Annotated in this window: 23 protein-coding genes and 1 tRNA gene; 9 read left to right on the forward strand and 15 right to left on the reverse strand. The window is 69.1% G+C overall.

The window, feature by feature from the left end; genetic code table 11:
* The 11 genes from VKA86_08290 to VKA86_08340 form a co-directional block, all read right to left on the reverse strand.
* The coding region (locus VKA86_08290) for a F0F1 ATP synthase subunit beta (GenBank protein ID HKK71204.1) at positions 1 to 770 on the reverse strand (770 nt) is incomplete at its 3' end.
* A 67-nt stretch (positions 771 to 837) separates the two neighbouring features.
* Positions 838 to 1,707, reverse strand: a complete 870-nt coding sequence (atpG, locus tag VKA86_08295) for an ATP synthase F1 subunit gamma (protein HKK71205.1) — start codon at positions 1,705 to 1,707, stop codon at positions 838 to 840.
* A gap of 3 nt (positions 1,708 to 1,710) precedes the next feature.
* Positions 1,711 to 3,222 carry a F0F1 ATP synthase subunit alpha gene (gene atpA, locus VKA86_08300; GenBank protein HKK71206.1) on the reverse strand — a complete coding sequence of 504 codons (1,512 nt, stop codon included), beginning with the start codon at positions 3,220 to 3,222 and terminating at the stop codon, positions 1,711 to 1,713.
* A 46-nt stretch (positions 3,223 to 3,268) separates the two neighbouring features.
* Positions 3,269 to 3,820: an ATP synthase F1 subunit delta gene (gene atpH, locus VKA86_08305; GenBank protein ID HKK71207.1), complete on the reverse strand. Its 552-nt coding sequence runs from the start codon at positions 3,818 to 3,820 to the stop codon at positions 3,269 to 3,271.
* Positions 3,813 to 4,328 carry a F0F1 ATP synthase subunit B gene (gene atpF / locus VKA86_08310; protein HKK71208.1) on the reverse strand — a complete coding sequence of 172 codons (516 nt, stop codon included), beginning with the start codon at positions 4,326 to 4,328 and terminating at the stop codon, positions 3,813 to 3,815. The genes atpH and atpF overlap by 8 nt, the downstream gene beginning before the upstream one ends.
* A gap of 127 nt (positions 4,329 to 4,455) precedes the next feature.
* A complete protein-coding gene (gene atpE, locus VKA86_08315) occupies positions 4,456 to 4,683 on the reverse strand; it encodes an ATP synthase F0 subunit C (protein HKK71209.1) in 228 nt (75 codons plus the stop codon).
* Between the two features lie 123 nt (positions 4,684 to 4,806).
* A complete protein-coding gene (atpB, locus tag VKA86_08320; GenBank protein HKK71210.1) occupies positions 4,807 to 5,757 on the reverse strand; it encodes a F0F1 ATP synthase subunit A in 951 nt (316 codons plus the stop codon).
* Between the two features lie 3 nt (positions 5,758 to 5,760).
* Positions 5,761 to 6,246, reverse strand: a complete 486-nt coding sequence (locus VKA86_08325; GenBank protein HKK71211.1) for a hypothetical protein — start codon at positions 6,244 to 6,246, stop codon at positions 5,761 to 5,763.
* Positions 6,247 to 6,534, reverse strand: a complete 288-nt coding sequence (locus VKA86_08330; protein HKK71212.1) for an AtpZ/AtpI family protein — start codon at positions 6,532 to 6,534, stop codon at positions 6,247 to 6,249. It lies immediately after the preceding gene.
* A gap of 192 nt (positions 6,535 to 6,726) precedes the next feature.
* Positions 6,727 to 6,800: transfer RNA gene (locus VKA86_08335), tRNA-Gln, on the reverse strand.
* Between the two features lie 61 nt (positions 6,801 to 6,861).
* Entirely contained in the window at positions 6,862 to 7,110 is a 249-nt protein-coding gene (locus VKA86_08340) for a hypothetical protein (protein ID HKK71213.1), read from the reverse strand.
* Between the two features lie 117 nt (positions 7,111 to 7,227).
* Between VKA86_08340 and VKA86_08345 the strand changes: the two genes are divergently transcribed.
* Both VKA86_08345 and VKA86_08350 read left to right on the forward strand, forming a co-directional pair.
* Positions 7,228 to 7,986 (forward strand): hypothetical protein, encoded by a 759-nt coding sequence (locus VKA86_08345; GenBank protein ID HKK71214.1) that lies wholly within the window; start codon positions 7,228 to 7,230, stop codon positions 7,984 to 7,986.
* 18 nt (positions 7,987 to 8,004) lie between these two features.
* Positions 8,005 to 8,265 carry a hypothetical protein gene (locus tag VKA86_08350; protein ID HKK71215.1) on the forward strand — a complete coding sequence of 87 codons (261 nt, stop codon included), beginning with the start codon at positions 8,005 to 8,007 and terminating at the stop codon, positions 8,263 to 8,265.
* Here VKA86_08350 and VKA86_08355 read toward each other — a convergent pair.
* Entirely contained in the window at positions 8,234 to 9,406 is a 1,173-nt protein-coding gene (locus tag VKA86_08355; GenBank protein HKK71216.1) for an 8-amino-7-oxononanoate synthase, read from the reverse strand. The genes VKA86_08350 and VKA86_08355 overlap by 32 nt on opposite strands.
* 36 nt (positions 9,407 to 9,442) lie before the next feature.
* On the opposite strand from VKA86_08355, the gene VKA86_08360 reads away from it, so the two are divergent.
* From VKA86_08360 to VKA86_08385, 6 genes are all read left to right on the forward strand, one after another.
* Positions 9,443 to 10,456 carry a beta-ketoacyl-ACP synthase 3 gene (locus tag VKA86_08360; GenBank protein HKK71217.1) on the forward strand — a complete coding sequence of 338 codons (1,014 nt, stop codon included), beginning with the start codon at positions 9,443 to 9,445 and terminating at the stop codon, positions 10,454 to 10,456.
* Positions 10,453 to 11,856, forward strand: coding sequence for an adenosylmethionine--8-amino-7-oxononanoate transaminase (gene bioA / locus VKA86_08365; protein HKK71218.1), 1,404 nt, complete (start codon positions 10,453 to 10,455; stop codon positions 11,854 to 11,856). Before VKA86_08360 ends, bioA begins: the two co-directional genes overlap by 4 nt.
* Positions 11,853 to 12,599, forward strand: coding sequence for a dethiobiotin synthase (bioD, locus tag VKA86_08370; GenBank protein ID HKK71219.1), 747 nt, complete (start codon positions 11,853 to 11,855; stop codon positions 12,597 to 12,599). The genes bioA and bioD overlap by 4 nt, the downstream gene beginning before the upstream one ends.
* Positions 12,596 to 13,615, forward strand: coding sequence for a biotin synthase BioB (bioB, locus tag VKA86_08375; protein HKK71220.1), 1,020 nt, complete (start codon positions 12,596 to 12,598; stop codon positions 13,613 to 13,615). Before bioD ends, bioB begins: the two co-directional genes overlap by 4 nt.
* Before the next feature lie 239 nt (positions 13,616 to 13,854).
* Complete coding sequence (locus tag VKA86_08380) at positions 13,855 to 14,202, forward strand: histidine triad nucleotide-binding protein (GenBank protein HKK71221.1); 348 nt, start codon at positions 13,855 to 13,857, stop codon at positions 14,200 to 14,202.
* 340 nt (positions 14,203 to 14,542) lie between these two features.
* Positions 14,543 to 15,367 (forward strand): DUF2461 family protein, encoded by an 825-nt coding sequence (locus tag VKA86_08385; protein ID HKK71222.1) that lies wholly within the window; start codon positions 14,543 to 14,545, stop codon positions 15,365 to 15,367.
* Between the two features lie 14 nt (positions 15,368 to 15,381).
* On the opposite strand, the gene VKA86_08390 is transcribed toward VKA86_08385, so the two are convergent.
* On the reverse strand, positions 15,382 to 16,266 hold the full coding sequence (locus VKA86_08390; GenBank protein HKK71223.1) for a GNAT family N-acetyltransferase: 885 nt from the start codon (positions 16,264 to 16,266) through the stop codon (positions 15,382 to 15,384).
* A 446-nt stretch (positions 16,267 to 16,712) separates the two neighbouring features.
* Here VKA86_08390 and VKA86_08395 point away from each other — a divergent pair, with 446 nt between their 5' ends.
* Positions 16,713 to 17,348: a hypothetical protein gene (locus VKA86_08395; GenBank protein HKK71224.1), complete on the forward strand. Its 636-nt coding sequence runs from the start codon at positions 16,713 to 16,715 to the stop codon at positions 17,346 to 17,348.
* 234 nt (positions 17,349 to 17,582) lie between these two features.
* On the opposite strand, the gene VKA86_08400 is transcribed toward VKA86_08395, so the two are convergent.
* Positions 17,583 to 17,993: a polymer-forming cytoskeletal protein gene (locus tag VKA86_08400; GenBank protein HKK71225.1), complete on the reverse strand. Its 411-nt coding sequence runs from the start codon at positions 17,991 to 17,993 to the stop codon at positions 17,583 to 17,585.
* 71 nt (positions 17,994 to 18,064) lie between these two features.
* Complete coding sequence (locus VKA86_08405) at positions 18,065 to 18,889, reverse strand: M23 family metallopeptidase (GenBank protein ID HKK71226.1); 825 nt, start codon at positions 18,887 to 18,889, stop codon at positions 18,065 to 18,067.
* Positions 18,890 to 18,934: the final 45 nt, after the last annotated feature.

Genomic DNA, 18,934 nt, shown 5'->3' on the forward strand with positions numbered 1-18,934 from the left:
GCTTGGGAGAAACGGAAAATGTTGTCCACGAACAACAGCGTGTCGGCACCCGTGGTATCGCGGAAGAACTCCGCCATCGTCAACGCCGAGAGGGCCACTCGCAGTCGCGAACCTGGCGGCTCGTTCATCTGACCGAAGACCAGCGCCGTGTTCTTGAGAACACCCGACTCCTCCATCTCCAGATAGAGGTCGTTGCCCTCACGCGTGCGCTCGCCCACGCCGCAGAACACGGAGTAGCCGCCGTGCTCCTTGGCGATGGAGTCGATCAGCTCCATCACGATCACGGTCTTGCCCACGCCGGCGCCGCCGAACAGGCCGATCTTCCCACCCTTGGAGTAGGGCGCGAGGAGGTCGGTGACCTTGATCCCGGTCTCGAAGATCTCCTCGGTGCCGGCCTGGTCCTCGAGCTTCGGCGAGGGTCGGTGGATCGGCCAGCGGCTCGATGCGTCCTTCAGCTCGAGCTCGTTGAGCGGCTCACCCAGCAGGTTGAAGATCCCACCGAGGACCTGGTCGCCCACGGGGACACTGATCGGGCCGCCGGTGTCGCGCACCTTCATGCCGCGCACCAGGCCGTCGGTTCCGTCCATGGCCACGCAGCGGACGATGTTGTTCCCCAGGTGCTGGGCGACCTCGGCCGTGAGGCCGCGCTCGCCGCGCGCCGGATCCTCGACCACCAGGGCGTTGAGGATCTCGGGCAGCTTGTCCGAGTCGAATTCCACGTCGACCGTGGGTCCGATGACCTGGACGACCTTGCCGTAGTTGTCCGCCACTGCGGGCTCCTTTCCAAACGTCGTGCGGCGCCCCGGGATCCGGGCGGCCGCGGCTTCGGACCTCGGACTAGGCGAGCGCGTTGGCGCCGCCGACGATCTCACTGATCTCCTGGGTGATCGCGGCCTGACGAGCGCGGTTGCGGAACAACGTGAGGGTGTCGATCAGCTCCCCGGCGTTGTCGGTGGCCGAGCCCATGCTGGTCATGCGCGCGCCGTGTTCGCTCGTGAAGGCCTCGGCCAGGGCGTTGAACACGCGGTTACGGACCGATTTCGGCAGCAGCGCGGTGAGGACCGCCTCGGCCGAGGGTTCGTAGATGTAGTCGGTCGACGCAGCCGTCTCCGCTTCGCCCTCTTCGAGTTCGGCCGGTTGGAGCGGCAGGAGCACACTGTGGGCCGGGCGGTAGCTCAGCGTCGAGACGAAGCGGGTGTAGAAGACGACGATCTCCTGGAACTCGTCGTCGACGAACCGTTGCATGAGTTCGTCGGCCACCGCGTTGAAGCGACCGAGGTCGATCGCACCGTTCATGTCGGTGATCGCGGTGTCGATCGGCCACCGGCGACGCTTGAAGTAGTCGTTCGCCTTGCGGCCCACGACGTAGAGCGTGTTCTCGACGTCGTCGCCGGGACCCTTCAGCCACAGCTCGGCCTCGCGGGTGATGTTCGCATTGTAGCTGCCACAGAGGCCCTTGTCGGAGCTGACGACCACGACCAGGCGCTTCTGCAGCTCGCGCTGCTCGAAGAAGGGGTGGTCGACGCTGGTCCCGGCCAGGCCCTGCAGGAGCTCGTCGAGCTTGGCCGCGTAGGGACGCGCCGCGACCAGGCGATCCTGCGAACGACGCAGCTTCGCCGCCGCGACCATCTTCATGGCACGCGTGATCTGCTGCGTGTTCTTGACCGACCGGATCCGACGGTCGAGTTCCTTCAGCGACGCGGGCATGCCCTACTCCCAGCTGAACTTCTGGTTGAACTGTTCGATCGCGCCCTTCAGGCCCGAGACGATCTCGTCGGTCAGTTTGCCTTCCTGGCGGATGCCGTGGAGCACGTCGGAGCCCTTGTCCTGCATGTAGGCGTGGAACTCCTCTTCGTAGCGCGCCACGTGCTCGACGGGAACGTGATCGATGTAGCCATTGGTCACGGCGTAGATGATCGCGACCTGCTTCTCGACCGGCATGGGCACGAACTGGTCCTGCTTGAGGATCTCGAGCGTGCGCTGTCCGCGCGCGAGCTGCGCCTGTGTCGACTTGTCGAGGTCGCTGGCGAACTGCGCGAAGGCGGCGAGTTCCCGGTACTGCGCCAGATCGAGGCGCAGACGGCCGGCCACCTTCTTCATGGCCTTCGTCTGCGCGTTGCCACCCACGCGCGACACCGAGATCCCGGCGTTCACGGCGGGTCGCTGGCCCGAGTAGAAGAGGTCGCTCTCGAGGAAGATCTGACCGTCGGTGATCGAGATCACGTTCGTCGGGATGTAGGCCGAAACGTCCCCGGCTTGGGTCTCGATCACGGGCAGTGCGGTGAGACTTCCGGCGCCGTGTTCGTCGCTGAGCTTCGCCGCGCGCTCCAGCAACCGGCTGTGCAGGTAGAAGACGTCACCCGGAAAGGCCTCTCGACCCGGCGGGCGGCGTAGCAGCAGCGACAGCTGACGGTAGGCCACGGCCTGCTTGGAGAGGTCGTCGTAGAAGACCACCACGTGCTTGCCGTTCCACATGAGCTCCTCGCCCATGGCGCAACCGGCGTAGGGCGCGATGAACTGCAACGGCGCGGGATCCGACGCGTTGGCGGCGACGATGGTCGTGTAGTCCATGGCCCCGTTCTCGCGCAGGATGCGCTCGACGGACGAAACCGTCGACGCCTTCTGCCCGATGGCCACGTAGATGCAGTACACGTCGGTGTCGCGCTGGTTGATGATCGTGTCGAGGATGATCGCCGTCTTCCCGGTCTGGCGATCGCCGATGATCAGCTCGCGCTGTCCGCGGCCGATCGGGATCATCGAGTCGATGGCCTTGATGCCCGTCTGTACCGGCTCGTTCACCGGCTGACGGTCGAGCACGCCGGGGGCCTTGACCTCGATCAGGCGGGTGTTCTCGCGGGAGATGGGCTTGCCGCCGTCGATGGCCTTGCCCAGCGGGTCGACGACGCGACCGAGGAGGGCGTCGCCCACCGGCACGCTGGCGATGTCGCCGGTACGCTTGACCGTGTCGCCTTCCTTGATGTGGCGGTCGTCACCGAAGATCGCGACCCCGATCGAGTCCTCCTCGAGGTTCAGCACCATTCCCTGGATGCCGCCGGGGAACTCCACCAGCTCGCCGGCCATGACCTCGGTCAGGCCGTAGATCCGGGCGATCCCGTCACCGACCTGCAGGATCGTCCCGACGCTCTCGACGTCGAGCTCCTGGCTGTACTGCTTCAGCTCCTGCGACAGAACGGAGCTGATCTCTTCGGGACGAAGCTTCACGGCTGGACTCCTTGTTCGAGCGGCCTCGAGTCGGATCGGGTTCGGATCAGGTGGGGAGGGGGGCTCCCATGAGCTCCTTGCGCATCTCGTCGAAGGCGGTGCGGATGCTGCCGTCGATCACGCGATCGCCCACGACCGCGACGACACCCCCGACGACGCGCGCGTCGACACGCGGCTCGAGAATGCAGTCCAGACCGAGACTGACGTCGAGCGCGCGTTTGAGACGGTCGGCCATGTCCGGCGGCAGGGGGATGGCCGTAGTGACCCGCACCCGGACCTGGCCCCGGCGCTCCTCGACCAGGCGCTGGAACTCCTGGGCGATGTCGGCCAGGTGATCGATGCGATGCTTGTCGAGCAGCAACCGGAGGAAGTCACGCGTGGTCGGGTCGACCTTGTCGCCGAAGACCTTCTCGACGATCGCGTGCTTGTCGGCCTCGGCGATGCTCGGACCCTCGAGGAAGGTCTTCAGCCGAAGGTTGTCCGAGACCACCCCCGCGACCGCCGAGACGTTCTCGTGCACGGTCTCGAGCTGCCCCGGGTCGGCGATCGACGCGAGCAGGGCCTCGGCGTAGCGACTGGCGACGACCCGATCAGCCACGGACGTCTCCCAGGTCCTGGATGAAGTCCTCGACGATCTCGCGGTGCTTCGCCTCGTCGAGCTTCTCCTTGACCACCTTCTCGGCGGCGGCGAGGGCCATGGTCACGACCTGTTCGCGCAGCTCGAGACGAGCGGCCCCGACTTCGCGGTCGAGCTCGGCCTCGGCCCTGGTCATGAAGTCGCCGGCCTTGTCGCGGGCGTCCTGCTCCAGGCGCCCCGCGATCTCCTCGCCGCGCTTGACCGCTTCCTGCAGACGCTCGCGCTCGAGCGCCTTGATCTCGGCCAGCTTGGAGTCGTAGTCCTGCCGGAGCTGCTCCGCCTCGCCGAGCTTGGTCGCCGCGGCGTCGTATTCCGACTTGATCTTGTCGCGGCGCTGGTCGAGCACCGACATCATCGGGCCCCACGCGTACTTCGCGAGGACCCAGACCAGGATCAGGAACGCGATGACGTTCGTGACCAGGATCTTGCCGATGTCGACGAGCTCGAGGCCTTTGGTCAGAACTTCCATCGGGACTCCCCGTTCGTTCCAGTGCGAGTCTTGGGTGACACGGTGCCCCTGTCACGCCGTTCGACGCCGGACGGGGCCGGTCGTGTCCGACCGACCCCATCCGCAAGGGCAGAGAGGGCAGGAACGGCTAGGCGCCGACCTTGCCCTGCAGCACGAACGAAATGACCAGCGAGTAGATGGCGAGCGCCTCGATCAGCGCGCAACCGATGATCATGGCCGTCTGGATCTGGCCGATGGCCTCGGGCTGGCGGCCCATGGCATCCATGGCCGCACTGATGGCCCGGCCGAGGCCGAGCGCGCAACCGAAAGCCGCGATCCCCAGACCGAGGGGAATGGCGAGTCCGAGAAGATCCATGGTGACGTTCTCCTTGTCTTCTGCCCTTGATGGAGCCGGAGCTCCGTTGCCGACGGACGGCGTCCGTCCCGGATGTGGGGCCGTGACCCCTGGAGTGCGGGCCGCGCCCGCGGAAAACCTTCGCTATGCGTGCGCTTCTTCTTCGTGCAACGGATCGTGTTCGTGGTCGTGCGGGAGCATCATGCTGATGTAGACGGTCGTGAGCAGCGCGAAGACCAGCGCCTGGATCAGCCCCAACAGCAGCGCCAGGAAGAAGAAGGGCAGGTGCAGCGGCAGGCCGACCCAGCCGTCGGTCGGCAATGCCGACAGCGAGACCACGCCGAGCAGCGCGAACACGGCCAGGAGCATGTCCTTGCCGAAGATGTTCCCGAAGAGTCGAAGGCTCAGGCTGATCGGCTTGGCGAACTCACCGATGAGCTCGAGCACGAACATCAGCGGCGCGAGGATCCACCCCACCAGGTTGTTGGGCGCCCCCGCCAGGTGGTGGAGGTACCCGCCGATCCCCTGCCGCTTCAGACCGGTGTACTGAACGTAGAGGAACACGCACAGCGCGATCGAGAAGTTGTTCAGGAAGACCGCCGATGGCGCCTTCCCGAGCGGGATGATTCCGGAGTAGTTCTGCACCAGCAGGTACACGAAGATGGTCGCGACGAAGGGGGCGTACTTCCGCCCGTACTTCTCGCCCATCATCGTGTTGGTGATGTTCAGGGTCTGCTCGACGAGGATCTCGAACAGGGCCTGCAGGCGGCCCGGAAGCTCGGAGCGGTTCTTGTACAGACGCCGTGCGACGAGGCTCAGGAACAACACGGCGAGGGCCGCGAAGAAGGGGGCCTCGAACATCTTCGAGTACTTGTAGAACTCGTAGGAGTCGGAGAACACCGTGTACCGCAGCACCTGGAAGAGGTGCGGGAGCATGTCGTAGTGCTCGAGGTGCTTCTCCTTGCCGTTGCTGTAGGTGCCGGCGGAGTGATGTTCACCGTCGTCGCCGCCCGCCCCCTCGGCCGCGATGGCGTCGGCCGGCACCATGGTGAGGACGAGGAGCGCGACCAGGGACAGGAGCAGGCGTCGGGTCATCGTTCAGCTCCGCGAATCGCTGGAGGTCGGCGAGGTGGGGGCGGTCGACGAGCGCGCGACGACATGGCCCAGCGCCTTGAGGAAGATCACGACCAGCGGGACCGAGAGCCCGGCGAGCACCGAGAACGGCGGGAAGTCGCCCAGGGCCAGGAGCGCGACCAGGCCTCCGTAGAGGATCGGCAGCTTGACGACGGCCACGACGGCGATCGTCACCGGGTCACGGCCGCCGGGACGGATCGCCGCCCGCAGCAGGCGCTCCAGCACCCAGAGGTTCGCCGCGCTCCACAGCCCGAACGCCGTGAAGCCCGCGGCCCACATGGGATCGACCGCGAACAACAGCAGCAGCCCGAAGAGCAGGGTCAGCCCGACATTCGCCTGGTGGACACGGCGCAGGAAGGCCTCGTCGAGCTCGACGGGTCCGTTCGGGCTGGGTGGCGAGTGATGGGTGGGCATCGGGCGGGCAGAAGCTGCCACGTGGAGGTTCGACATTCAGGCGGATCCGCCGGGACGGCTCCGCCGGGACTTCCTGCGCTGCTCGTCGCGCAGCATCATGATCATCTTCCGGACACTCGCCGCGCCGCCCAGGACCAGACCGCCGAAGCTCAGCCAGGGGTCGTAGCCGTAACGCCCCTCGAGCCAGTCACCAGCGAAGTAACCGCCGATGAGACCGACCGCGAGCATGGTGGGAATCGTGGTCGCGACCCCGATGTCCCGCGCCTGTCCGGCCCGTTTCCGGACCCAGTCGCTCGCTCGGTCTTCGGGGGATCGGTCCGCCATCGGGCCCGCCCCTTCGCGCGCGGAACGCGCTCCCAGGGGTGCCTCGGCCACCTCTGCCCGCGAGTGACCGAGCCAGTATAGTTGCACCAGGGGGGCCGTCAAGGCGTTCCGGCGCTTTCGTTTTCGCCGGTCCGCACGCAGACCATCCGCATCGGACACGGGCCGCGCGCGCGGGGTGGCGGCGGTGGTGAATGGCTGGCCCGGGAGGATTCGAACCCCCACAGCTGGGACCAAAACCCAGAGTCCTACCCTTAGACGACGGGCCAGCCCGTGGCTCCAAGCTAGCACCGCCGGCGCGCGCCTGGCCAGCCCGGAGCCGGCCCGGCGCTAGTCGATCCCGAGCCTCTCCAGAACCTCGCGGGCGATCAGGTAGATCAGGAGCAGGGCTCCGATGTCGAGGCCCACGAGCGCCCAGATCGACCGGGTGCTCCGGGAGCGTCGCCGGGCCTCCCAGCGCCGGGCGAAGCCGAATCGGTGCTCGCCGCCCGACCGGGGCCGCAGGCGTACACGCCGCCGGCCCTGCGCGTCGCGTTCCTGATCTTCGTGATCCTCGTCGTGTTCCCGGCGTTTCGTCATGGCGGAGCCGCCTCCCGATGCGCATCATAGGCGCGGGCGCGTCCGCGGGCCAACGCGCGCGCCGGATCCAGGATCCTCCGACCCGTTCCGCCGACCGGCTTCGTCGGCGACCGCGGCATGAGACATCTCGACCTGTTGATTCTCCGGCATCCCCACCTGCGCAACGTGGACTTCCAGCGCCTGGTGCAGCGGGTGAAGAAGGATCCCGCCGCGCACTGGGACGAGCTCGTCGACGCCTCGGCGCCGATCGTCCACACCATGGCCCTCCGGATGGCCGACGGCCTGGGCAACCGCGACCCCCTGGCCGAAGAGGCCACGCTGCAGACCTTCCAGGCCCTCGCGCGGGACGACTACGCGGTGGTCCGCGACTACGTCGGCTACGGGAAGTGGCCCAGCGAGCTGGTCCGGATCCTCCAGCGGACTCCCGTCATGAGTGAGGCCCGCCGCGCCCGCGAGTATCCCCCCGTCGATCCGGCCATCGCACTCGACGATCCCGACCAGCCCGTGCCGGTGCTCGAGCCGAAGTACGCCGAACTCCTCGAGAAGGAGGGCGAGCGCTTCTTCGTGGCGATGAAGCGAGTGGTCGGGGTCCTGCACCGTCGCGACCGCCTCATGCTCGGGTTCCGCTACGAGCAGGGGCTGAGTCTGCGCGAGATCGATCAGATCTTCCGCGTGGGCACGCCCGACCGCGTAGGCAAGCTGCTCGACCGGCTGCTCGGCTACCTGCAGCCGATCCGGGCAGTGGGCGATGCCTGGGAGATGCCCCACGAGCAGCGGCACGCGCTGCTGCGTGTGGTCGTCCACCGGTTGTACGGCGAGGGCACCATGGAGACCGACGAGGACCGCACCACCGGTCCGGCGCTGCAGCACCGCTGATCGGGAGGAGACGGAATCATGGCGGCACCGAAGAAGTGGGGCTACACGCGCGACAAGCAGATCGGCGACGAGATGCTCGTGGCCTGGTCCGACGGCGACCTGATCGAGGCCGTGGTCTTCGAGGTGAACGAACACCTGCTGCGCCACCGCGCGTCGCGGCGCATGGTCGCCGCGTGGGCGCGTGCGTCCGAGGACACGATGGAGCCCGTGGGCCGCGACTGGCTCATGGATCCTCCGAAGAGCCTGGTCACCCGCTGCAAGGAGATCGCCCGCCGCTGATCGGTCGGTCCGCACGCCGTACGCGGGCGAAGGCCTCGAGGGCCCGGTCGATCTCCGCGTCACCCATCGACGCGGTCGGCGCGAGGCGCAGGCGGCAGGAGTCGCGGGGGACCGTCGGCGGACGGATCGCCGGAGCGGCCACGCCGAGTTTCCTCAGGCCGGCCGCCAGCGTGGTGGCCGCCGTGGCGCTCTCGACGACCACGGCCAGCATGGGCGCCGGCGAGGCACCCCACACCACCCAACCCTGATCACGCAGCCCGTGGCGCAGACGGTCGAAGGATCGCTGCCGGCGCGCGCGCAACGGGTCGCCGCGGGCGAGCTCGATCGCCCGGCGAGCGGCGGCGGCCACCGGCAGGGCGAGGCCGGTGCTGTAGACGAACGACCGCGCCCGCTGGACCAGCCAGTCGATCAAGCCGTCGGGTCCGGCCACGAAGCCGCCCTGACAGCCCAGCGCCTTCGACAACGTGCCCATCTGGACGACCTCTCCGGCGTCGAGTTCGAAGTGCCGGACGGTTCCCGCGCCCTCGGGGCCGAGGACGCCGGTCGCGTGGGCGTCGTCGACGATCAGGGTGGCGTCGAACTCCCGGGCGACCGCGGCCAGGTCTGGCACGGGTGCGAGGACGCCGTCCATGCTGAAGACCCCGTCGGTGGCCACCCAGGCGCGGCCCGTGGGCCGGCGGCGGGCGAGCTGGCGGCGGAGGTGCTCGGGGTCGCCGTGGCGGTAGAATCGCAGTTCGGCCCGCGCCAACCGCGCGCCGTCGACCAGGCTGGCGTGGTCGAGACGGTCGCAGTAGATCACGTCTTCCGGTTCGCTGATCGACGTCAGCAGACCTAGATTCGCCGCGTATCCGGAGGAGAACACCAGCGCCGCGTCGGTGCCCTTGAGCCGGGCGAGGTCGCGTTCGAGTTCGACGTGCACGGTGGCGTTGCCTCCGAGCAGGCGCGACGCACCCGATCCGACGCCGTCGTGGTCGAGCGCCTCGCGGGCTGCCGCGATCACGCGGGGATCACGGCGCAGACCCAGGTAGTCGTTGCTCGCGAAGTCGAGCACCGCGGAATCGGCCCGCGGGTCGGGCAGACGGCGGCGCAAGCCCCGCTGCTCCTCGGCGCGCAGCCGTTCGTCCCAGGTCCGTCGGTCCATCGTCCTCCGCCCTTCCCCCGGGGTGCAGCCGTCGGTATGACCCTCGAAGCATTCATCGTCGGGACCGGCCACGCAAGTCCGGGCGTGACGGTGGAGAGCACGATCCTCGAAGCGGAGCTCGGCCTCGAGCCGGGTTGGATCGAGCGCCGGACCGGCATCCGGTCGCGCCGCGTGTGCTCCGCCGACCAGGCGTGTTCCGACCTCGCGATCGAGGCGGGGATCGCCGCGCTGGACGACGCGGGGCTGGATCCGTCGACGGTCGGCCTCGTGGTCCTCGCCACGAGCACCCCCGATCACCTGCTCCCGCCCACCGCCCCCCGCGTCGCGGCCGGGATCGGGGCGCCCGGTGCGGGCGGTTTCGACCTCGCCGGCGCCTGTGCCGGATTCGTCTACGCCCTGGGCGTCGGGGCCGGGTGGACCGCGGCGTTCGGGGCCCCCGTGCTGGTCGTCGCCTCGAACGTGTTGAGCCGGCGGCTCGACCCTGCCGATGCCGGGTCGCGGGCCGTGTTCGCGGACGGCGCCGGCGCGGTCGTCCTCGCCCCCGAACGGTCGGCGCGCCCGGCCGCCCGGATCCGTGCGCTGCGCGTCGGCTCGGACGCCCGCCACGCCGACGCGATCCGCGTGGTCGCCGGCGGCAGCGTCCACCCCTTCGACGCCGACGCGCTGCGCGAGGGGCTGCACTTCCTGCGCATCGAACGGGGTTCGGTGGTGTTCCAGGAAGCCGTCCGCGGTATGGTGCGCGCCTCCCGGGCGGCGCTCGACGACGCCGGGTGCACGATCCATGATCTCGACGCCTGGATCCCCCACCAGGCGAACCGCCGGATCCTCGACCGCGCCGGAAACGAGCTGGGCCTCGACTCCGCGCGACGCGTCGACATCCTGCCCACCTGGGGGAACAGTTCGGCCGCGAGCATCCCGACCGCTCTCTCGCTGCACCGTCGGACCACGCCGCGCCCGGGGACCGTACTGCTGAGTGCAGTCGGCGCCGGCCTGTTGGAGGCGGCCGCGGTGGTGGAGTGGGACCGGGACGACGAGGAGCGACACCCGTGAGCACTTCCGATCCCCTCTTCGGCTTCGAGCCCGAAGACGTGCGGCGCTTCGATCACGAGTACGTGTGGCATCCCTTCACGCCGATGGACGACTACGTGGCCGCGTCACCGCCGGTGATCGTCGGGGGTGAGGGCCGGAGACTGCAGGACACCGAGGGTCGCTGGTACTGGGACGGCTCGAGTTCGATCTGGCTGAACGTGCACGGCCACCGCGACCCCGACCTCGACGCGTCGATCCGCGAGCAGCTCGATCGGATCGCCCACTCCACGCTCCTCGGCGCGGGCAACGTTCCCGCCTCGGTGCTCGCGAAACGCCTGGTGGACGTCACGCCCGAAGGACTCGAGCGCGTGTTCTTCTCCGACAGCGGGGCCACGGCGGTGGAGATCGCGTTGAAGGCGGCGATCCAGTTCTTCGCCAACCAGGGCCGTGCCGAGAAGCGCCACGTGGTGGGCTTCACCGATAACTACCACGGCGACACGATCGGGGCGATGTCGGTGGCGCCCGACCCGGTGTTCCACTGGCCCTTCCTGTCGATGCTCCCGGAGCAACCGCGCGTGGCGTATCCCTACTGGTTCGGCCACCCGAGCGGCGCGACGAATCCCGAGGAGTGCCGGCGCGCGACGCTCGACGAACTGACCGCGCTGCTCGAGCGCGACGGCGAGCGCATCGCGGCGGTGATCATCGAACCCGTCGAGGGGGCGGGCGGGATCCGGCCGGCGCCGGAAGGATTCCTGCGCGACCTGCGTTCGCTGTGCGACCGCCACGACGTGCTGATGATCGTCGACGAGGTGGCGACGGGGTTCGGCAAGACCGGCCGCATGTTCGCCTGCGACGCCGAGGGCGTCACACCCGACCTGATGTGCCTGGGCAAGGGACTCACCGGCGGCTACCTGCCGGTGGCCGCGACGTTGGCCACCGGTCGCGTGTACGACGCTTTCCTCGGTGAACGACGGCGCGCCCTCTACCACGGCCACAGCTTCACCGGCAACCAGCTCGGCTGCGCCGTGGCCCTGGCGAGCCTCGAGAAGATGCCGGCGGTGATGGACGCGCTGCCACCGAAGATCGATCGCGTGTGGTCGCGGTTGGCCGCGCTGCGCGACCTGCCCTGCGTGGGCGACGTCCGCGGGCGCGGGCTCATGGTCGGCGTCGAACTCGTGGCCGACCGCGACGATCCGCGGCCACTGCCGTCGGACTGGCGCGCGGGCTACGCCGTCACCGACCACGCGCGCGACCTCGGGCTGATCGTCCGCCCGATCGGCAACGTGGTGATCTTCATGCCGCCGCCGTCGAGCACGCTCGAGGAGCTCGACGCGATGCTCGACGCGCTCGTGCGTGCCTTCGAGGACGTCACGCCACGCATCGCCGAGCGCGTGGAGCGCGAGAGCCGGGGGCGGGCGTGAGCGGCGGTCTGCTCGTCACGGGCACCGACACCGGCGTGGGCAAGACCTTCGTCGCCGCGGGCATCGCCCGCGCGTGGCGCGACGCGGGCATCGAGGTGGGCGTGATGAAGCCCGCCGAGACCGGACACGACCCCCGGGTCGCCGGTCCCTGGCCGGCCGACGCCCGAACACTGGCCCTGGCCTCGCGGACGGTGGACGCGCTCGAAGCCGTGGTTCCCTACACCTTCGTCGACCCCGTCGCCCCGCTGGTCGGCGCGCGCCGCGAGGGCCGCGTGATCGAGACCGAGCGCATCGCCGACGCCTTCACCCGCATCGTCGCCCGCCACGACGTGGTGGTGGTGGAGGGGGCCGGAGGCCTCTCGGTGCCCATCGCCGAATTCGGACACGATGATCACTTGTTCGATCACACGGATCTGTCCACACTGCTCGGACTCCCCCTGCTGATCGTGGCCCGCGCCCATCTCGGAACGCTCAATCACACCTTCCTCACCGTGCGCTACGCGCGCGAGCGCGCCATCACGGTGATCGGTGTGGTATTGAACGGGCGGGACCCGAGGGCCGACGACCCGTCGGTCGCCGACAACGCGGCCATGATCGAGGAGATGTGCGAGGTCCCCGTGCTCGGGACGATCGACCGGATCGAAGGTCTGGTCGACGTCGACGTCATGGCGCGGGCCTGCCGCGAGTCGATCGATCTCGACCGCATCCACGACCTGTCGATGGTGCAAGGAGACACCGTATGAACCCTCCGACCTCCGCGGCCGCCGCGCCGACGACCTCGAAGTGGAACGCCCTGGCCGACCGCGTGCTCGCGGGCCAGGCGATCGAACCGGACGAGGCCCGGTCGATCCTCGACGCCCCCGACGTCGAGCTGCTCGACCTGTTGGCCGCGGCGTATCGCATCCGCCACCACCACTACGGCAACAAGGTCAAGCTCAACTACCTGGTGAACGCCAAGAGCGGCCTGTGCCCGGAGGACTGCACCTACTGCTCGCAGAGCAAGGACTCGACGGCCGAGATCCATCAGTACCGGCTGATGTCGCAGGAGCAGATCGTCGAGAAGGCCGACCACGCGGCGAAGATGCACGCGGGAACGTGTTGCATCGTGATCAGCGCCAAGGGACCGAGTGATCGCGAGGTCGACCACGTGGCCGGTGCGATCCAGGAGATCCGCCAGCGCCATCCCGACATGAAGCTGTGCGCGTGCCTTGGCATCCTGAAGGACGGACAGGCCGAACGGCTCGCCGACGCCGGGGCCGATCGCTACAACCACAACCTGAACACGGCCGAGACCCACTACGAGGACATCTGCTCGACCCACTCCTACGCCGATCGTCTGGCCACCGTGGAGTCGAGCAAGAAGGCGGGGATCTCTCCGTGCAGCGGCGTGATCATCGGCATGGGGGAGACGCGCGACCAGGTGGTCGAGAGCTCCTACGCCCTGCGCGACCTCGACGTCGACTCGATCCCCGTGAACTTCCTGATCGCGATCGAGGGAACGCCGCTGGCCGAGCAGCCGCTCGAACCTCTCGACCCGCGCTACTGTCTCAAGGTGCTGTGCATGTACCGCTTCGTGAATCCGACCAAGGAGCTGCGCGTGTCCGCCGGCCGCGAGGTGCACCTGCGACACATGCAGCCCATGGCCCTGTACGCGGCCAACGCGATGTTCCTGGCCGACTACCTCACCGAGCCCGGACAGGCGCCGGACCTCGACGAGCAGATGGTCGAGGACCTCGGATTCGAGTGGGAAACTCCCTGATCCCGCCGCCGGGGCCGCGCGGGGTTTGCTCCCGGATCGCGGCGGAGTAGGGTTTCCGCCCCGGGCCGTCGAGCGCGTCGTCGATCCGGGACACGGCTCCCGGCACACGGGCCTCGCCGGCCGCGTGACTCCGACGCGAGGAGCGCGAAGCGTACCGCTCCCTGTCGTGGGCCCTGCTGGCCCTGGCCGTGATCGGAGTGCAGACCTCGGCCGGACTCGCCTGAACCCCGGGGAGACCCATGAGCGAGAAGACACTGTTCTCGAAGATCATCGACGGCGAGATCCCCGGCGATTTCGTCCACCGCGACGAATCGTGCGTGGTGATCCGCGACATCAACCCGCAGGCCCCGGTCCACCTGCTGGTGATCCCGGTGGAACCGCTGCCCGGCATCCAGGCCGCCGAAGAGGAGCACCGGGATCTGCTCGGCCACCTGATGCTGGTCGCCGGGAAGGTCGCCCACGACCAGGGCCTCGCCGAAGACGGCTACCGCCTCGTGGTGAACGCCGGAGACAACGGAGGTCAGGAGGTGGACCATCTACACGTCCACGTTCTGGGTGGTCGCCCGCTCCGCTGGCCGCCGGGCTGACCCCCGGCGGTCGCCGCGAGCCCGCCCCGGTGCAGAGAACGGCCCGGGGACCGTGTTCCCGACACGCGGGTCCAGTTTTCCTGGACCGGACCAGTGTCGGCACAACTGACGCGATGACAGCGGTTTGCCGTTTCTTCGCCCTGCGGGGCCGATCCCTGTGCCTCGTCCGGTCGCTGCCGCTCCGGTCGGCCTGTGCTACGTTTGTCCGGAACGTGGGTCCAGCCGAATCGTAGAACTGGCCGTTCCCCGCGCCCGCGGGGAGGCGGGGCCGCGCTGGCCCGTCGCCTCTTCGTTGCCAGAGCGGGCGGGTCACGCAGCCGGGCCGAGGAGCCGGACGATCATGGATTTCACTGGATTTCGCGCGGAGACCTTCCGCTTCTTCGAAGATCTGGCCGCCAACAACTCGACCGAGTGGTTCGACGACCACCTGCCCGTGTTCGAGGAGTTCGTCCTCGAGCCCATGCGCGGTCTGGTCGAGACGTTGCGCGAGGACCTCACGTCGCTGAACCCCGCCCTGGTGAGCGACGATCCCGACACGCACTTCTCCGAGATGCGACGCGGTCCACGGACCCCACCCGGCACGCCGCCGATCAAGACCAGCTTCTACGCCTTCTTCTGGGACCAGGACGTCCGGCGGCTGGTCGACGGCAATCTGTTCGTCGGCGTGTCCGCGCAGGGAGTTACGATCGGGTTCTCCATCTACGACTTCGGTGATCCGCAGTCGCGTATGCGTCGGGTGTTCAAGCCGAGGCTCCCGCAGCACCTGGGCCTGCTCGACGACTACATCAAGGCGAACTACCTGCGGCGGGGCTTCGACTTCCACCGCTACGTCCGCGCGGCCGGCCGGCTGGGCATGCGGGAGGTCGATGCCTTCCCGTCGGTGCCCTCCGCGTGGGAGAACACGCTGGGCTGGGTCGCACGCCGCCACATCCACACCGAGAGTTCGCGGCTGACGCCGGGCTCGTTCGTGGGCGAGGTCAACGAGAGCTTCACCCGCCTCTACCCGCTGTACGTCTTCACGAGCGATCCGAGCGAGGACTTCCAGCGGCGGCTGCGCGTGCCGAAGGCCCAGCAGACCACGCGCCGGAGCAAGACACCGGCCCGCGCGCCGGCGCGTTCGGGGGCGAACACCGGCGACCGGGTCGCGCGCAGCGCGCGGTCCTGAGGGTTGCGCCGCGGTCAGGCCGGATCGCGGCGCCTGCCACGCCGCACCACGTGCCCGGCGAGGGCCAGGGTCCACGCGGCCGCTCCGGTCGCGGCCAGCCCGACCGCTGCCACCAGATCCACGTCGACGGCCAGGGCGAGGACCGCGCTGACCGCGATCGCCGCGCCGGCGACGCTCGCAGTGTAGCCGACGATCCGGGCTCCGCACCGCCAGCCCCGGTCCCGCCGCAGCGGGAGCAGGACATGCAGGGCCCACGCGGCCAGCCCGGTCAGGCTGGCGATCGGGACCGCCAGGATCGGGCGCCAGACCTCGGGGCCGACCACGGCGAGCACCAGGGAGGCGGTCAGGAGACCGGACCCCACCGCGGCCGACAGGGAGATCGACGGACGTCGTCCGGGCACCAGGTACCGCAGCTCGACGAGTTCGCGTTCGTGGACCCGGTGCGTCCCCCGATCCCCGAATCCGCACCGCCGGTAGCACTGCAGCGCGCGCGGATTGTCGGCGAAGGCGCTGATGGACACTTCGCGGACGTCGCGCTCCCTCTCGGCGATGTCCTGGAGGGCGCGGACGAGGATGCGACCGAGGCCGAGACCTCGCTGGGACGGCAGGACCATCATGTGCCCGATCCAGACCCGGGCGGGCACGCGCGCGTCGTCCACGAGTTCGGCATAGCCGACGACCCGCCCCCGCTGCTCGAGTACGTAGCCGGATCGTCGTTGCTCGATCCAGTGGCGGACCGTCTCGGCCGTCAGCGGAAAGGTCTCGTCGGGTGAGACCTGAGCGAGATCCCCGGGCGTGGAGACGAGCCCGGCGACGGCCGCCGCGTCGGCCGGCCGCGCCGGGCGAACCCGGAGCCCCTTCCGATCGGCTTCCGTCGACTGATCGACAGTGGCGGTCATGCGTTCCTCGGCGGGCGGAAGAGTCGCCATTGTATCCGGAGCCGGCCTCGATTGCACCTCTGGACGCGGGGCCGGTCGTCCGGACTCCGTCCGTTCGAATGATGATTTCTTGTGATGTTCTTCTTCTTTTGTTCACTCGGGGCTTGCCATCTCCGTAGTGGGGGTGCAGCTTCGCCATACGACATCATGAGCTGCGCAGAGGAGTGATCGGGAGCCGCGCGCCCCGGATTGCCCGCCCCGCGAGGGTCGGGCCGGGAGTGGCTCCTCGGATGCGCACGGCGGTGCGCGAGCGGCGAAGGGCCGTCATGACGCAGCGAAGTGATCGGAATGCGACTCTTCTCGCCGAGGCCGGCCCCCGGGTCCGGGCTCCGAGGAAGGCGGATCTCCCCGATCCGCGGGTCCGCTCCGAAGTCCACGAGACACCTCTGCGTTTCCCGGAGCCATCGATGGCGGCCGCGGCGGCCGGCGTGTCCGTCCTGCTGTCGGAGACCGCGCATCGTGTGCGGAGCTGGTCCCTCGACCACCGCGACCCGGTCCGTCACCTGACCTGGCTGGTGCCGCTTGCGACCCTCGGACCGTTGACGTTCGTGATCGCCGGGGTCCATTGGGCCTGGCCGGCCGCCCTGGCCACGGTGGTGGTCTTCGGTGCGCTGCGCCTCGTGTCCGGGCTGTCGCACCGCGTCGCCGTGCTGTCGCGGGAGGTCTCCGCCGAGCTCGAGCACGGCGTGCCGCCCATCGAACTGCGTGACGAGATCGAGACGTTGATCGGCCTCGACCCCGGAAACGACCCGGCGCGGCTGTTGCTGGCCCACGTGAGGGTCCAGCAGAACGACCCGCTCGCCGCACTCCTGCAGCTGGCACCGCTACGGGACCGCCATCCCGACGACGGCATGGTGGTCCTGCTGGCCGCTGTGGCCTATGCCGGCCTCGGAGCCGCAGAGGACGCCGGGCGCATGCTCGACGCCTTGCAGCTCGACGCCGCGCATCCGTGGACCCCGAAGGTCCGGCAGTTCCACGAGGCCTGCCGACGCGAGGTCGACGCGGTCCGCGTGTCCAGCGACGAGTTCGACCTGGACGTCTAGAGATCCGACGGAGAGCCCGAGGGAGTCACGAGGAAGAAGAACGACCGATCACTCGACGCTCGAAGGCCGTGGGGGTACGACACGGCCTTTCGGCCGGCAGCGAGAGAGGCACTGTGGACGGAATATGGGGTTCAGGTCCGCAGCCGTTGAAGAGATGCCGGTCATGAGGAAACGGGTCCCTCGCCCGAGGGACCCGTTTCCGATTCCACCGACGGTGCGCGGCGCGGTCGACGGTCAGGAGGCCTGAGCCTGCTTGCCCTTCGAGGTGTCGGGCTTCTGCTCGGGTCGCCGGTCGAGACCCTTGTCCTGCCCCATGGAGCAGCTTCCCTCGAAGAACACGCCCTCGTCGATCACGAGACGCCGGGTGCGGATGTCGCCCTCGACGTGGCTTCCGTTCTGGAGCTCGATCTTCGTCTCGGCGTTGATGTTCCCGACGATCTTCCCGCCGACCACGGCGGTCTTCACGTAGATGTCGCCCTTCACGACGCCGGTCTTGCCGACGACGAGCTGCTCGGGCGTGCGGATCGTTCCCTCGAACTCACCTTCCACGCGGAACACGCCCTGGATCTCGACTTCACCCTTGAAGGAGCATCCCTGCGCCAGGATCGAGGTTCCGCGGGCGTCGCCGCTCGGAGTCGGGGTCATGGTTTCCTGTTCCTTCCCGAACATGTTCGGTCCGTCCTTCCGAGGTGAGCGCTGGGGCCGTTCGTGGGGGCTCAGCGCGGGTCGAGATATCCTCTCGGATCGACGGGGCTGCCGTCGACGAGAAGTTGGAAGTATAGGGCGCCGGGGATCAACCGGCTCGTACGTTCGTCGCCGCCGCGCGTTCCGTCGCGAGCGAAGATCTCGCCGAGCGGTTGGTCGCGATCCACGACCTGGCCCTGTTCCACGAGAAGCCGGTCGAGGTTCCCGTAGCGCGTGCGGAAGCCGTAGCCGTGGTCGACCACGACGGTATGCCGCCCCTCGTCGTCGAAGGCCAGATCGATGATCTGTCCCCGCCCGGCAGCCCGCGCCACCCCGTGGCGGGTCGCGTCGATCGACAGCCCTGGGTGGGCCGGCAGGCGGCCGGAGGGCTCGGCCATGTACTCCCGCCGGACCGCGCCGTCGGCAGGCCAGTGGCGCGGCGCGAAGGGCATGCGCGAAGCGTCCGCGAAGATCTGCTGCAGCTGTTCGACGTCCCCGAGGACCCGTTGGTCGAAGCGGGGCCCGTCGATCTCGGTCGCGGCAACGGGAATCTCGTCGAGCGCGCCCTGGCCCAGCAGACGAACCACCTGGGCACGCAGTCCGGCCATGGCCTCGAGCTCCTGGGAGAGTTCCTGCACCCGTGCGACCTGGTTCCGGAGCTCCGCGTTCTCCGCCTCCAGCGCTCCGGCCCGCCGCGCGTCCAGGAGGACCGACGTGTAGGTGGCCGCGAAGACGGCGAAGGTCGCGGCGAGCACGATCAGGAGTGACAGGATCACCAGCAGCAGGGCTCGACTGATCTTGTACTGACGAGTCCCGCTGTGGTCCGACGGGACGATGATGATGCTGTACGACTTCACCCCGTCGCTCTCCCGACTCGTCCCCACACCGCCGCCGATGGCCGG

This window comes from Candidatus Krumholzibacteriia bacterium (assembly GCA_035268685.1).
In the GTDB taxonomy this organism is placed as follows: Bacteria; Krumholzibacteriota; Krumholzibacteriia; order JAJRXK01; family JAJRXK01; genus JAJRXK01.

What these genes read in the sequence shown, in the direction of transcription:
- atpB (HKK71210.1), bottom strand. Translation starts at nt 5,757, where the DNA reads ATGACCCGACGCCTGCTCCTGTCCCTGGTCGCGCTCCTCGTCCTCACC.
- VKA86_08330 (HKK71212.1), bottom strand. Translation starts at nt 6,534, where the DNA reads ATGGCGGACCGATCCCCCGAAGACCGAGCGAGCGACTGGGTCCGGAAA.
- VKA86_08360 (HKK71217.1), top strand. Translation starts at nt 9,443, where the DNA reads ATGACCCTCGAAGCATTCATCGTCGGGACCGGCCACGCAAGTCCGGGC.
- atpE (HKK71209.1), bottom strand. Translation starts at nt 4,683, where the DNA reads ATGGATCTTCTCGGACTCGCCATTCCCCTCGGTCTGGGGATCGCGGCT.
- VKA86_08390 (HKK71223.1), bottom strand. Translation starts at nt 16,266, where the DNA reads ATGACCGCCACTGTCGATCAGTCGACGGAAGCCGATCGGAAGGGGCTC.
- VKA86_08380 (HKK71221.1), top strand. Translation starts at nt 13,855, where the DNA reads ATGAGCGAGAAGACACTGTTCTCGAAGATCATCGACGGCGAGATCCCC.
- VKA86_08345 (HKK71214.1), top strand. Translation starts at nt 7,228, where the DNA reads ATGAGACATCTCGACCTGTTGATTCTCCGGCATCCCCACCTGCGCAAC.
- VKA86_08325 (HKK71211.1), bottom strand. Translation starts at nt 6,246, where the DNA reads ATGTCGAACCTCCACGTGGCAGCTTCTGCCCGCCCGATGCCCACCCAT.
- VKA86_08340 (HKK71213.1), bottom strand. Translation starts at nt 7,110, where the DNA reads ATGACGAAACGCCGGGAACACGACGAGGATCACGAAGATCAGGAACGC.
- VKA86_08395 (HKK71224.1), top strand. Translation starts at nt 16,713, where the DNA reads ATGGCGGCCGCGGCGGCCGGCGTGTCCGTCCTGCTGTCGGAGACCGCG.
- atpG (HKK71205.1), bottom strand. Translation starts at nt 1,707, where the DNA reads ATGCCCGCGTCGCTGAAGGAACTCGACCGTCGGATCCGGTCGGTCAAG.
- VKA86_08385 (HKK71222.1), top strand. Translation starts at nt 14,543, where the DNA reads ATGGATTTCACTGGATTTCGCGCGGAGACCTTCCGCTTCTTCGAAGAT.
- VKA86_08350 (HKK71215.1), top strand. Translation starts at nt 8,005, where the DNA reads ATGGCGGCACCGAAGAAGTGGGGCTACACGCGCGACAAGCAGATCGGC.
- VKA86_08400 (HKK71225.1), bottom strand. Translation starts at nt 17,993, where the DNA reads ATGACCCCGACTCCGAGCGGCGACGCCCGCGGAACCTCGATCCTGGCG.
- bioB (HKK71220.1), top strand. Translation starts at nt 12,596, where the DNA reads ATGAACCCTCCGACCTCCGCGGCCGCCGCGCCGACGACCTCGAAGTGG.
- VKA86_08355 (HKK71216.1), bottom strand. Translation starts at nt 9,406, where the DNA reads ATGGACCGACGGACCTGGGACGAACGGCTGCGCGCCGAGGAGCAGCGG.
- atpF (HKK71208.1), bottom strand. Translation starts at nt 4,328, where the DNA reads ATGGAAGTTCTGACCAAAGGCCTCGAGCTCGTCGACATCGGCAAGATC.